This is a genomic window from Mycobacterium sp. NGS22 (assembly GCF_059813095.1).
The window spans coordinates 84,563-97,032 of the sequence record NZ_JCALDY010000007.1 but is presented as its reverse complement, the minus strand read 5'-3'; the positions used below and the strand labels follow the sequence as shown (position 1 = coordinate 97,032).

Genomic DNA, 12,470 nt, shown 5'->3' with positions numbered 1-12,470 from the left:
TGGTTTGATTCGTCCGGTTATTGTCCGGTCGTTGGTGCGGAAATCTCAGTCGTGTGAAGGTGATCGAGGTTGGTTGCCACTTGGTCTAGTTCGTCGGCGTAGAGATCGCTATAAATATTCGCGGTGACGGTGGGCGTGGAATGACCCATTGTTTTCTGGACATAGCGCAGGTCTGCCCCCGATTTACGGGCCAGGCTGGCATACGTGTGGCGTAGCTCATGGATAGTTAGCGGAGCCAGGTCGGTCTTCTCAAGGGCTTGATTCCAGTGCGTATGGCGGCGCCAGTTGTTGGATCGCAGCATTGTTCCGTTGGATGAGGTGACCGCTGATTCGTCCGGAGCGCGGCCGCTGATGCGCCGGGCGAGGATGTCGACCACGACTTGCGGGAGCGGGATGGTTCGGATGCCAGCGCGGGTCTTCGGAGGACCGATGACAATTCGGCCTTCAACCTCGGGTGCGGCCCGCCGGACGAAGAGGCGTCGGGCGGCAAGGTTGATGTCCTTGACGCGGAGGCCGACGAGTTCGGACCAGCGCAGGCCCGTGTAGGCGAGGATGGTCACGACGTCGCCCTGGTCTCCGCAGGCATCGGCCAGTTTCTGGACCTCGTGTGCGGTCAGGTAGCGATGACGATCCCGCTCGGGAATGCGGCCCGCTGAGACGCCGAGGGCGGGGTTGCGGTGAATGCGGCCGTCTTGGTGGGCGACGTCGAGAATCGAGCGCATGAGACGCAGCGTGGAAACCTTTGCCCACGGGCCAACCGTCAGGCCGCCAACGAACGACTGGACGTCGGCGCGGGTGATTTCGTCGACGGGGATGTGACCAAACCGGGGGGCGATTCGCAGTTCCCAGTGTTGGACGTATCCGCTCCAGGTCTTCGGCGACACCGCGGGCTTTTTGGAATCGGAGAACTGCGTCCAGATCCGGTTCAGCGGCGTACGTCCGAGGCGTGGGTCGAATCGACGTGCACCGAGCGCGGCTTCGTTGTCACGTTCGGATTTGAACGCCTTCGCCTCGCGCAGGGTCGGAAAGGTGGCCGACGTTTCGACCCAGCCCGATGGAGCGTCCGGATCACGGATCAGGTAGCGGACTTGGTATCGGGGTTGGCCGGCTGCGTTGAGGCGCTTTCGAATGCCGCGAGGGGTGTTGCCGGCCATTACCGGCGCACCTGCTTCAGCCAGGATCGGACTTCTGCGCAGTCCCAGCGGCGTACCCGCTCGGACAGGGTGTAGCAGGGTGGGCCGATCTGTTCACCGGTGGTTTCGCGGAGTGCGGCCCAGCGGTTGAGTGTCGCGGCAGAAACGCCTAGGAGCGCTGAAACCTGGTCGGCGGTAAGCAGTTCTGGGAAATTGCCGCTAGCGACGAGGGCCTCCCGGAGGCCGTGAATCACCATGGCGTCACCTCGCTGCGTGGATTGACTCGTACCGCGTGCGGCTGCGGGGCAACCCGTTAGCTGATTCGGAAATGGACCAGTCATTCACTGCTCCGCCCTCCGGTGGTCCTTGATTTCCCGTATTGCCTTGCAGTGATGCGGATCTGATCGTCGGACCAGAAGTCGGATCGGACCTTCGTCGCGTGGCCGTCCTCGGCGATGACGTAGCCGGTACCCGGTCTGTCGGGGCTGATTCGGTGTGCCGGAGCCTTGTCGGCCAGCCCATCGCCGAGGACCATCGTGACTTCGTCGCGGGAACGCAGTCGAAGCGCGACGGTCTGCGTGAACAGTCCTCGCATAGGCAGCACTTCCTTGCGAGGGTCCTGCAGGAACGCGGCGACCACGATTCCCAGCGCTCGACCTTTGGTGAGGATCCGTGACAACGAGGCGGCGGCTTCTTTGCGAAGGGCTGGGTCGCTCATGTACGCGGTTATCCCGGCCAGCTCGTCGATCAGCAGCACGAGGAGGGGTGAGGCCGTGGTCGGCCTGTGTTCGCGTGTGTTGCCCGCCATCTCGTGGCCGCGCTTGTCCATCAGCTTCTCCAGCCCAGCAAGGGTTTGGACGGCGTCGGCCTCTGTGGTGGCAATCTTGGCGAATAGCCCTGCGCCGGTCGACAACTCGATGCCGTACTTCAGGTCAATTCCGATCAGATGAACAAACCCGGCGGCCACAGCAGGGCCGAGGCCGCAGGCGATGCCCCAGAAGAGGGAACCTTTGCCTGAGCCTGAGCAGCCCACGGTGAGGGTGTGTCGTCCGCTCAGTGGGAGCGTCCAGGCGGAACCGTCCTCGCGTCGCCCGAGCTTGATGCATGTTGCTGCGACCGCCGTTGTCGGCGCTGCGTGACCTACCGTCGACAACTGCTCTCGCATGACAAGCTCGATTCGCAACGTCCCGGGCGAGACGACAACCGCCCGCGCCGAATGTGCACCAGCAGCGTCACGGATGGCAGGAACGGCCCGCTCCAGGTCTTCCACAGTCTGTCCCATCCTTGTCCGTACTATGAGCCGCAGGGTGGTGTGAGACACGTCTGTTCTCAACAGCTTTGGATGAAACCAGCGGGTGGAGGTGACCTGCTGGCCTTCTTTGTTGCGGCGAGTGATCTGCTCGGAGGCGGATAGGCCGCAGCGCTTGCAGAGCCTGTGCCAGGAGACGTAAGCCCAGAGTCGCCAGCGTAGAAGTTGGGTCGGTGTTGCGAATCGTTCCTCGTACGTCTCGGGAGAGTGCAGTCGCCAGGAGATGAGGGCGGCGGCGCTGACTCCTACGACGATCGCCACCCAGAGGCCGAGACTGGTCAAGAAATTCAGGACGTGGTCGAGCCGGAACGGGGTGTCGGGATCGAGTGGTGCGTACGGATCGGGATTCATGCCGATTCCCGGCTGGCCGTTGCGCTGGCCGATGGCTTGCCTGGGGCCCTCATACCAGAGGCTCGAAACGACCAGGCGATCCGGGAGAAGTCGCCCGACCGCTCAACGTACGGCAGCGCCATGAGCCCGTCGAAAACCACTGGGGTGAAGGGTGTCCCACTGGGTTTGGCGGGCGCAGACGGCTGCGTCGGTGCAGCGAACTTCACCGTCACCGTCCGACTGCGCTTCGGTGCCGCCGGGTCACCGTCAAGCACTTCGACCTGCCACATCGGCAAGCCGGTATCGCGATCCCTCGCTTGGACGCGGTTCTCGCCGGAGGACTTGTCGAAGTCGATCATGGGCGTCACCTCGGATACGAGGAACGCGCCGAGGGAAAACACCTGGTCGTGACCGATCTGGAGCCATTTGGGGATCGACATTGCGGAACCTTTCGAGCGATTGGACTAGATAACTACTTAACCTAGTCGTCTAGAGGAGTAAGTCAAGCGTTCTGACTCATTTGGTCGTTTCGCGACGTTCAGCGCGCTGAGAAGTCGTATTCCAGCAGGTAGGCCGATGCCACCTTTACGGTGTCGCACACTTCAACGGCCACGTCCTTGGTGTCATAGGCAGTCCGAACCACGGTGAGAACAGGCGCCCCTGGCGGGAGCTGCAAGGCACGGCGTTCTTCGGGAGTGGGCATTCGGGCGCCGACCTCCTCGGTGAACCGCGCGAGGCTGTGGCCAGCCTCTTCAAGGCGCGCGTAGATGCCACCTGGCCCCGTGTCGGTCTGTTCGATCTTGGTGCCCTTGGCGAATGCGACAGGAATGTATGAGGTTGCCGTTTCGACCGGCTTGCCGTCGGCGAGGTAACGTCGGGACCGAACCACCACTTCGTCATCTGCAGTCAGTCGAAGCCGTTCGGCCACAACCGAATCCGGCCTCTCACGGGAAACGGTGATGTTGTCGACTTGAGGTGTGTAGCCGGACTTCTCCGCTTCGACGGTGAATGCCGCTTTGCCGTTGGCGCGATGTTGCCGGGCGAAGCGATCGGATGCGAGTCGCCGAATTGGGGGAGCGGGTCGCACGAATACGCCGCGGCCGTGCTCGGAGATCACCAGGCCTTCGGTGCGCAGTTCTTGCACTGCCTGGCGGACTGTCATCCGCGCGACCCCGAAATGCTCGATTAACTCGGCCTCGGAGGGCAGGCGTCCGCCAGCTTCTAGCTGGCCAGAGATGATGGCGTCACGCAACATGCTGGCGATCTGCCGATATGGCGGCTTATCGTCTGCCCGGTCAATCTGGCCAAGTTGCAGCACCTGAGAGCCTTCCCGTGCATGTCTAGGCGACTAGTCTAGGGAAACGACACGTCCCCTGTCACTACATCGAGTCGGCCGCAGAGGAGTCTTGCGCATGGCAGCCACACCGAAGCACTCGGTCAGCGTCGCCGGCATCGTGGTCCGCGACGATGGCCGCGTCCTGGTGATCAAGCGCGAAGACAACGGCCACTGGGAGGCGCCGGGGGGAGTCCTGGAACTCGACGAGTCGTTCGAGGCCGGCGTTCGGCGTGAGGTGCTCGAAGAAACCGGCCTTGAGGTCACCGTCGAGCGTCTCACAGGCGTCTACAAGAACTTGACCCACGGAATCGTCGCGTTGGTGTATCGCTGCAGGCCAACCGGTGGTGAGCCCCACGCCACTGAGGAGGCTTGTGAAATCCGTTGGATGACAAAGGAAGAAGTGCAGGTGGCGATGGTTCCCGCGTTCGGCACGCGTGTTCTGGACGCATTCGAGGATGTGCCGCAGTCGCGGGCGCATGATGGTGTGAATCTCCTGCGCGTGTGACAGCTCGTGCCTAACTTGGGAGGACCCGCAGTATCTGCACTTTGGTGTCGCGCATGACGTTCCACCCGCCGTGTACGGAATCGCCGTTCTCACGCATCTCTTTTTGCCGCGTCGAGCAGCACGGTATTGAGATCGCCGAGCAATAGCGCGGTTCCGCCTTCATTGTCGTAGAGCACCCAGTCCTCGCTGGACTCGCTCAACATGTAGGTCACCATGGCTGGAAGCTATCGCGGTGGACCGATAACAAGCCTTAATCCGAAACGTAGCCCAGTCGTCGGCTCCTATCCGGTTTCGCGAGCCCGTCGACGATCTTCATCGTCTCCACCGCGACGGTCGTCACCTTGGCGATCAGATCGACGATGTATTTCGGGTCGTCATGCTCGTCGCACCAGTCGTTAGGATCGTTTGTGATGCCGGTCGACTTGTCGGTCTTGACCTGGTACCGGTCTATGATCCACGCCAGCGCGGAGCGTGGTCCAAGCATGTACCGGTCCGCGTTCTCCGGGATGCCGCTGATCGTAACTTTCGCGTTGTAGATCAAGGTCGTGTGGTCATCGACGTTCTTGCTTGTTTCCGGATCCTTGCGCTTGGCCCACTTCAGTTTCGATACCCGCCAAGTGTCGTGGCTGTCCGGGTCAGCGCCCGGCTTGAGCTCCACGGTGACTGGGTAGGGCTCCACGGACTCGTAGCCGATGTGCAGGTCGGACAGCGCCCGGCCCGCCACTGCAAGCTGCTCGAATCGCTTCCGGGAGTCGGGAGTTGGGATGTGCGGCAGCATCTTCTTCAAGTCCGCGGCGTACGTCTCGCGGTAGGCGGGGTCATGCAGCAGTCCGTAGACGTAGAAGAAGATGTCGTCCTTAGTGATCTGGTCACCGATCGCCTCTTGGTACAGGGCGCGGATGGTGTCGGTAATGTTGTCGACGCGGCGATAGCCATAATCGTCGACCTCGCCTGACGGGGTGTCGAACTCAATTGTGCCGAAGCCAGATTCGACTTTCTGGTAGGTCCAGCGCGGAAAGAACTGACCCGTGTCAAGCAAATGCAGGTTCGGCAGAAGGTCCGTGATGAACGGTGTGAACTCGAAGTGCGACGCTGGGCCGGTCAGCAGGATGCCGAAGTTCTTGTGATTCGGCGTCGGGAACATCGATGGCAGTTGGTAGAGCATCGCGTTCAGTTGCCGATTGAAATACACGTGCTGGGACTGGAACGGCCGGTACGAGCCACTGATCAGTGACTGAGATTCGTAGGTGTAGCGCTTTCCGCTCGCGAGATCCTGTTTGGCGTTGCGATTCCAACTGATCATCGTGGGGTCGTTGTCGATGAACTTGTCCACCGCAGCTTTCCGGTCAGTGATCCGGTTTCGCTCGCAATAAGTCTCGAACCCGAGGACTTGGCCGTTGTAGAAGTCGACCATCCGCCGCACATTCGCCTCAACCACCGTGCGCGAGTAGTTGTAGCACCATGAATCGCGGCCTGTGGCGAGTCCGAGTGAGTAGCTGCCGAAGACTGCCAGCCCACCGGACTTGTCACCGATCATCGGCCACGAGGAAAATTCACCGCTGCGTTGGCTGATCCAGTCGCCGTGCTCGTTCGGCGTGATCAATTGCCACTCAAGGGATTCAATCCGCCCAGCCGCGACGATCTCCAGTTTCTGTTCGCGGGACAGGTAGTCGCCGATGTCCAAATAGTGGACCTCGCACGGTGCGGTGCTGGAGGGGTTCTTAACACCGATGAAGATGGCAACGGTGTTCCGACTGCCAGAGCCGAAGACCTTGCCGCCCTCCCTGCGCGACAGTTCGCCAGATGTGCGCTGGTTCCCCCGCAGGTTGTAGACGTAGACCCGGCTGTACTCGTCGGCCAAGGACAGGCGGATGCCGTCGGCTGTGTTGCCGTCGATCCACCCGCCGTTGGAGACGAACGCGACGACGCCGTGGTCACCGACGCGATCCGTGGCCCACCGGAACGCCCGCAGGTAGGAGTCGTACAGCGTGCGCTGGCTGGTAGCCGTCGACCTCTTCGCGTACGTCTCGGCGATCCGTTTGTCGAGCGTCGGGTAGGCCAGGTTGGCGTTAATATCGTTCGCCGAGGTCTGCCCCACCGAATAGGGCGGGTTCCCGACGATCACATGGATCGGCGCGGCGAGCTGCTTGACGATCCGAGAGTTGTTCTGCGGGAACATCTCCGTGTCCATCGAGTCATCGTCTTCGGTCATCTGGAAAGTGTCCGTCAGGACAATGCCCTCGAACGGGCTGTACTCGGTCTTGGTCAGAGCGTGGTAAGTGGTCTCAACGTTCACCGCGGCGATGTAGTACGCGAGCAGCATGATTTCGTTCGCATGTAGCTCGCTAGCGTACTTCCGGGCCAAGTCTTCCGGGCGGACCAGGCCCGACTGCATGAGCCGAGTGATGAACGTGCCCGTACCAGTGAAAGGGTCGAGGACGTGCACGGCCTCGTCGGTGAGACCTCGGCCGAAGGCCTGGCGCGAGGCGTGATCGGCTGCGCGCAGGATGAAGTCGACGATCTCGACCGGCGTGTACACGATGCCCAGTGCTTCAGCCTGTTTCGCGAAGCCGACTTTGAAGAATTTCTCGTACAGCTCCGCGATCACCTGCTGCTTGCCGTCTGCGGTGGTGACCTCCGAGGCGCGGATCCGCACCGAGTCGTAGAAGCCTTCGAGGTGCTCGGTCTCGGCCTCCAAACCGGCCCCGCCGAGCTGGTCGACCATCGCCTGCATCGTCTTCGACACCGGATTGTGTACCGCGAACTCGTGGCCTGCGAATAAAGCATCGAAGACCGGTGCCGTGATCAGGTGCTGGGCGAGCATCGAGATCGCGTCGTCACGGGTGATGGAGTCGTTGAGGTTGTCCTGAAGACCCTTGTGGAACTTGGCAAACGCCTCAGTTACCGCTGGGTCGGCTCCGTCGATCAGGACCTTGATCCGGGCAGTCAGGGCCGCGGCGATGTCCGCGACGTCTTTCGCCCAATCCTCCCAGTACGTCCGCGTCCCGACCTTGTCGACGATGCGGGTGTAGATCGCCTCCTGCCACTCCGACAGCGAGAACAGTGCCATTTGCTGCGCCAGCTCACCGCCACCAGTACTACCGCCTTCGACGACGCCCGTGGCGGGGTCGACGGGCTCGGTGCCGCCACCCGTCATGGATGTCGATCCCTCGGCGGCGAACGTCTCGGGGTTGTCGATGGTCGGTCCGATGTGACCGCCGAGCAGCCGATCCGAACCGTGGCCTGTGTCGGCGCCGGGGTTCACGGCATTGAGGGCGATCGAGTTCACCATCGCGTTGAACCGATCGTCGTGCGCGCGGAGAGCGTTGAGGACCTGCCACACCACTTTGAAGCGGCGGTTGTCGCCGAGGGCCTGTGACGGCGAGATCCCGGCCGGGACTGCCACCGGCAAGATGATGTACCCGTAGTCCTTTCCGTCAGCCTTGCGCATCACCCGGCCCACGGACTGCACGACGTCGACGACGCTGTTGCGGGGGTGTAGGAACATCACCGCGTCCAGAGCGGGCACGTCCACGCCCTCCGACAGACACCGCGCGTTCGACAGTATGCGGCACTCGTTCTCGGGCAGCGGGGCCTTGAGCCACTGCAATTCGCGGTTCCGCTCCAATGCGTTGTAGGTGCCGTCGACGTGGCGCACCTGCACGGCGAGGTCCAGGTTCGTGGTGTTGATGTCGATGCCGTCGTCCTGGCTGTCGGTGAGCATCTCCCGGTACGCGTCAACGACTTTCGGGAACAACTCGGCGACCTGCTTCGACGCGGCGATATCCTTCGCGAACGCCACAGCCCGGCGCATCGGGGGCTCGCCTGGTGCGAAACCCTGACCGTCCGGGGTCTTTCCAGCGCGCTTGGCCAGACCGTTCCAGCAGCCCACGATCTTGGTGGCGTCGTCGAGCCGCAGCTCCCCTTCCCCGCCCGCCAGCTGCTCCTGTAGGGGCGCCGCGACCATCTCCTCGTCCACGGTGAGCACGAGGACCTTGTAGTCGGTGAGCAAGCCCCGCTCCACGGCCTCTCCGAAGGACAAGCGATGGAACTCAGGGCCGTACTTCGTGTCGTCATCCATAGAGGTGATCTCGGCGGAATGCTCGTCCGCCTTCGCCTTCACGGTCTCGTCGTAGATGCGAGGTGTCGCCGTCATGTAGAGGCGACGGTCGGCGTGCAGGTAGTCGGCGTCGTGGACCCGCACAAAGTTCGATTCGTCGGCGCCCTCAAGCGTGACGCCGGTGGTGCGGTGCGCCTCGTCGCAGATCACCAGATCGAACGGCGCTACACCCAACTTCTGCGCATCCGCGATGACGGACAGCGACTGGTAGGTCGTGAACACCACCGTCAGGCCCTTGGCGCGCTTGCGGTGCGCCATCTCGTGTGCCAGCGTCGCCGCGTTCGTGGTCACTGGAATCGCCACGTCGTAGGTGTTGATGTCCTCCGCCGCGCGGGACACCTTCGTATCCGAGCAGACAGCGAATGCACGCAGGTCCAACTGTGTTTGCGCCGTCCACTCCCGCAGCGTCTGGCTCAGCAGGGAGATCGACGGGACCGCGAACAGAATCCTTGCGCTGCCACTGTTTTCAGTTGCGGTGCGCTCGGCGATCTTCAGCGCGGTGAACGTCTTGCCGGTGCCGCACGCCATGATCAGCTTGCCGCGGTCGTTGCCGGCCGCAAAACCCGCGAACACCTTGTCGATCGCGGTGGCCTGGTGCTGACGCGGCTCGTGACGGGTCGCCTCGGAGACGTCGATCTGGAGGTCGCCGTCTACCCAGGCGATGTCCCAGTCGATCGGCGAGTCAGCGATCTCCGCCAGGCCGATCCGCTGCACAGGAATCGTCTGATCCTCGAGGGCGTCCTCGGCGTTCTTTCCCCACCGGTCGGTTGTCGAGATGATGATCCGATTGTTGAACGGGTTCTTACCCGACGCGGTGAAAAACGAGTCGATGTCCTCTTTGCGCAGCGTGTGCGTTGGCTCGTAGAACTTGCACTGGATCGCCGTGTACTCACCACTGTCACGTTCCCGAGCAACGAGATCAATTCCTGTGTCGGGCTTACCTTTCCGGCCAGGCCAATCTATCCAACGCCACACTTCACCGTACTGCTGCGACAGCAGCGGATCGAGGTCGAAGTAGCGGACCATGAGCTTCTCGAACTTGGTCCCGCGTTCCGAGTTCGATGGCGCTTGACGGAACGCGTCCATAACCTCGTGGATCGAACCCATTGTTCCCCCTACCTATCGGCGCGTGCGTCAAAGAGCCTAGGCTGCGGAGGCGGCCGAGACTAAGGGATCAAGGGGGTACGCGTGTCGTGAGTTCTGTCGGCCCGCGGCGATAGCCTGCCCCGATGGCAGCCAGCACCATTGCACCATTCGGCCACGGCTCGATCGAGAACATCGCCAGGATCATCGGCGAGCTGTACACCGGACCCGAGCTGACACGGATCCTCGCGTCGGTGGGGATGCCGGACCCTCTTGGCGAGGGCCAGACGAAGTGGAAGCGCCTCGCCGCCAGCATGCAGGAGAAGCAGTACTCGCAGGGGGATGGCCGCCCGATCCTGGCCGTCATCACCACGGCGATGAAACCCGACATGGTCTGGGATCGCCAACCCAAGGCCGCAGTGGCTCGTGACGAGCTGACGCAGGTGCTGTCGCTGTCGGGCTACCGTGTCCGCGACGACGGGCGCATCGGCTCTGCGAAGACCGCCACCACCGCGTCCGAAGCGTCTGCCCGAAGCGAGCGGTTGCGCAAGTTGTTGGAGGAGCGCCGCGCACACCCGGAGGTCATACGCCACTGCCGGGAGGAGCTGTTGCGGAAGGACCACTACGAAGCCGTGTTCGAGGCGGTCAAGGGACTCGGTGCCCGGCTGCGAGAGAAGTCCGGGGTTGATGAGGATGGGCGAGCGTTAGTGCAGGCGGCACTGGGAGGCAAGTCGCCGCGCGTGCTGTTGACCGCGTGCACGACAGTCACCGAACGCAACGAGCAGCAAGGTGTCGCGCTCCTGGCTGAAGGAATCTTCGCCGCGTTTCGGAACCCAGCCGCTCACGAGCCACGGCTGGTCTGGGAGGTGTCCGAGCAGGACGCGCTCGACGTACTGGGAACCTTGTCGATGATCCACCGTCGCTTGGACGCGGCACGTACCAACGCGGCGCGCTGAAGCCCACGCCGGTGACGATCAGCCGGTTGGAGCGTCCAACATGAGCGGGGCGACGGCGTCCTGAGTAACGGCCTGCAATCCCTCGCGGGTGCTGTGCACCCGGCTGTTGACTACGACTGTCTTGCGCTCGCGCGCCCACTGCCACGCCTCGTCCAGTACCTGGGGGGACACGTTGACGGAAACGCTGGTGGTCCGGCCCTTGCGGGCGATCTCCACCGTCACCCTCCCAGTGTCGGCGTCATGGTCACGGTGAACACCCTGGATCGGTCCGACGAACTGCTCCGCCACTCGCGGCGTGGTCCGCGATTTCAGACGTCGGGCCACGTTCCCGATGCGCTCACTCGCCGTGGCAGGCACCGACACCGCAGAGACACCCTTCGGGGCGGGTCCACCCAATGGTGTCCACTCGAAGGCCGCGCTGAACTCTTCGACGGACTCTTCGGTGAGCACCCGGTGCAGGGCGGCCACGAACTGGTGGCTGACGCCTGAACGGATCAGGTCCGGGTCGACACTGGCACGGGGCTCACGCTCCGGCTGAAGGACCTCCCTGTCCAACGTCGCGAGCGCTTCGGCGAAGGTGCGCATGACACGCCGCTCGGGAGGCTCCGGCACTGTGGTGATGCCCATGTCCGGCAGAGTCGGTGGTTCCTGCTTCTTGGCGGGGGTCGGCTCGCTGAGCGGCAACACGATCGGGATGATGAACGATCCCTTTCGCGTATGAGCCATCCGCGCGGAGGCGATCAGCTTGTCGCCGGACTTGCTGTAGTTGCGGATCAGCGCCCGCTGTCCCAGAGCAGTCGTTGCCGAGGACCGCAGCATCGTCCAGCTCGACTGCACGAGGGTAACGCCCGCGGCGTAGGGAATTGTGTCGCGGATGACGAGGTCCTTGGCCGCACGCAGATTGGCGATGTCTACCGCTTCGCCGCCGAGCCGCACTACCACATCGGCGGCGGTTGCACCTTCGAGCATCCCGACGCGCTCCGCGATCACTTGCCAGTCGATGCCACCCTCGACCAACTCGTTCGGTACCGGCAACAGGTGCTGTGACGTCGGGTGGCGCCACAGGCCCCCGACTTCGCCGATCTCATCGGGCGGTAGCCAGCCAGTCGCGGCGAGGTAGCGGACGACACGGTCATGCGCTGTTAAGGTCACGCGCTCGCCGCCTTTCCCCACTCACTCGGCTGGTCGAACTCGCCGGCCCACGTTGCGAAGGTCTCGGCAGTGAGCCGATTGTGCGCTGGCAGTCTGACACTCTTGCCCTTCACCGAGTTCACCCGGGCCCACAGCGCTCGCGCGTGGACAACGGTGTGCCGGTCAGGGTGCTCAATCCACTCGGTCGGCGTCGACTTCTCCAGGCGGACGTACACCAGGAACACCGGAACGTGAGCTGTCGACCACTTCGTTTTCCAGGCTTCGGTCACCGGCACGGTGAGGTTGCCGTCCTTGTTCGTCGCCTTAGTGCCGGTCTTGATCTGGACCCGGACACCGCCAGCGATGAACTCCAGCGTCATGTCGACCGCCAGGTGGTCCTCGCCGCTGGATGTCTCGGCATGCGCGACGCCGGCCTGCGCGAGGAGGGACCGCAAGTACATGACACCGAGACGACCAATCTGGTCCGCCGACTTGATGGACTGTGCCCCCGCCACGGCGTCAGGCTAGGTCGACACCGTGACGCACGGATGTTGCCAGCATTGATTG

11 protein-coding genes are annotated in these 12,470 nt (G+C 63.1%); 2 read left to right on the top strand and 9 right to left on the bottom strand.

Annotated elements, in window-relative coordinates; genetic code table 11:
* Window positions 1-17: 17 nt before the first annotated feature.
* The 5 genes from AC5Y47_RS08705 to AC5Y47_RS08685 all read right to left on the bottom strand — a co-directional run bounded on the left by AC5Y47_RS08705 (window position 18) and on the right by AC5Y47_RS08685 (window position 4,090).
* Window positions 18-1,154, bottom strand: a complete 1,137-nt coding sequence (locus AC5Y47_RS08705) for a site-specific integrase (RefSeq protein ID WP_499943520.1) — start codon at window positions 1,152-1,154, stop codon at window positions 18-20.
* The gene (locus tag AC5Y47_RS08700) at window positions 1,154-1,390 is read right to left on the bottom strand and encodes a helix-turn-helix transcriptional regulator (RefSeq protein WP_499943519.1); all 237 of its coding nucleotides are present in this window, start codon (window positions 1,388-1,390) and stop codon (window positions 1,154-1,156) included. Before AC5Y47_RS08700 ends, AC5Y47_RS08705 begins: the two co-directional genes overlap by 1 nt.
* An 80-nt stretch (window positions 1,391-1,470) precedes the next feature.
* Window positions 1,471-2,793 (bottom strand): FtsK/SpoIIIE domain-containing protein, encoded by a 1,323-nt coding sequence (locus AC5Y47_RS08695; protein ID WP_499943518.1) that lies wholly within the window; start codon window positions 2,791-2,793, stop codon window positions 1,471-1,473.
* Complete coding sequence (locus AC5Y47_RS08690) at window positions 2,790-3,212, bottom strand: plasmid replication, integration and excision activator (protein ID WP_499943517.1); 423 nt, start codon at window positions 3,210-3,212, stop codon at window positions 2,790-2,792. The genes AC5Y47_RS08695 and AC5Y47_RS08690 overlap by 4 nt, the downstream gene beginning before the upstream one ends.
* Window positions 3,213-3,310: 98 nt before the next feature.
* A complete protein-coding gene (locus tag AC5Y47_RS08685) occupies window positions 3,311-4,090 on the bottom strand; it encodes a GntR family transcriptional regulator (protein ID WP_499943516.1) in 780 nt (259 codons plus the stop codon).
* Between the two features lie 94 nt (window positions 4,091-4,184).
* Here AC5Y47_RS08685 and AC5Y47_RS08680 point away from each other — a divergent pair, with 94 nt between their 5' ends.
* A complete protein-coding gene (locus AC5Y47_RS08680) occupies window positions 4,185-4,613 on the top strand; it encodes an NUDIX hydrolase (protein ID WP_499943515.1) in 429 nt (142 codons plus the stop codon).
* Between the two features lie 89 nt (window positions 4,614-4,702).
* On the opposite strand, the gene AC5Y47_RS08675 is transcribed toward AC5Y47_RS08680, so the two are convergent.
* Complete coding sequence (locus AC5Y47_RS08675) at window positions 4,703-4,828, bottom strand: hypothetical protein (protein ID WP_499943514.1); 126 nt, start codon at window positions 4,826-4,828, stop codon at window positions 4,703-4,705.
* 35 nt (window positions 4,829-4,863) lie between these two features.
* The gene (locus AC5Y47_RS08670) at window positions 4,864-9,840 is read right to left on the bottom strand and encodes a DEAD/DEAH box helicase (protein WP_499943513.1); all 4,977 of its coding nucleotides are present in this window, start codon (window positions 9,838-9,840) and stop codon (window positions 4,864-4,866) included.
* Window positions 9,841-9,962: 122 nt separating this feature from the next.
* On the opposite strand from AC5Y47_RS08670, the gene AC5Y47_RS08665 reads away from it, so the two are divergent.
* Window positions 9,963-10,772 (top strand): TIGR02391 family protein, encoded by an 810-nt coding sequence (locus AC5Y47_RS08665; protein WP_499943512.1) that lies wholly within the window; start codon window positions 9,963-9,965, stop codon window positions 10,770-10,772.
* An 18-nt stretch (window positions 10,773-10,790) separates the two neighbouring features.
* Here the strand turns inward: AC5Y47_RS08665 and AC5Y47_RS08660 are convergent, their stop codons facing one another.
* Complete coding sequence (locus AC5Y47_RS08660) at window positions 10,791-11,924, bottom strand: hypothetical protein (protein WP_499943511.1); 1,134 nt, start codon at window positions 11,922-11,924, stop codon at window positions 10,791-10,793.
* Window positions 11,921-12,418: a DUF4365 domain-containing protein gene (locus AC5Y47_RS08655; protein WP_499943510.1), complete on the bottom strand. Its 498-nt coding sequence runs from the start codon at window positions 12,416-12,418 to the stop codon at window positions 11,921-11,923. The genes AC5Y47_RS08660 and AC5Y47_RS08655 overlap by 4 nt, the downstream gene beginning before the upstream one ends.
* Between the last annotated feature and the right edge of the window lie 52 nt (window positions 12,419-12,470).

Bases quoted from the DNA above. Each gene is read 5' to 3' on its own strand.
- AC5Y47_RS08705 (WP_499943520.1), bottom strand. From the start codon at position 1,154: ATGGCCGGCAACACCCCTCGCGGCATTCGAAAGCGCCTCAACGCAGCC.
- AC5Y47_RS08700 (WP_499943519.1), bottom strand. From the start codon at position 1,390: ATGGTGATTCACGGCCTCCGGGAGGCCCTCGTCGCTAGCGGCAATTTC.
- AC5Y47_RS08695 (WP_499943518.1), bottom strand. From the start codon at position 2,793: ATGAATCCCGATCCGTACGCACCACTCGATCCCGACACCCCGTTCCGG.
- AC5Y47_RS08690 (WP_499943517.1), bottom strand. From the start codon at position 3,212: ATGTCGATCCCCAAATGGCTCCAGATCGGTCACGACCAGGTGTTTTCC.
- AC5Y47_RS08680 (WP_499943515.1), top strand. From the start codon at position 4,185: ATGGCAGCCACACCGAAGCACTCGGTCAGCGTCGCCGGCATCGTGGTC.
- AC5Y47_RS08675 (WP_499943514.1), bottom strand. From the start codon at position 4,828: ATGGTGACCTACATGTTGAGCGAGTCCAGCGAGGACTGGGTGCTCTAC.
- AC5Y47_RS08670 (WP_499943513.1), bottom strand. From the start codon at position 9,840: ATGGGTTCGATCCACGAGGTTATGGACGCGTTCCGTCAAGCGCCATCG.
- AC5Y47_RS08665 (WP_499943512.1), top strand. From the start codon at position 9,963: ATGGCAGCCAGCACCATTGCACCATTCGGCCACGGCTCGATCGAGAAC.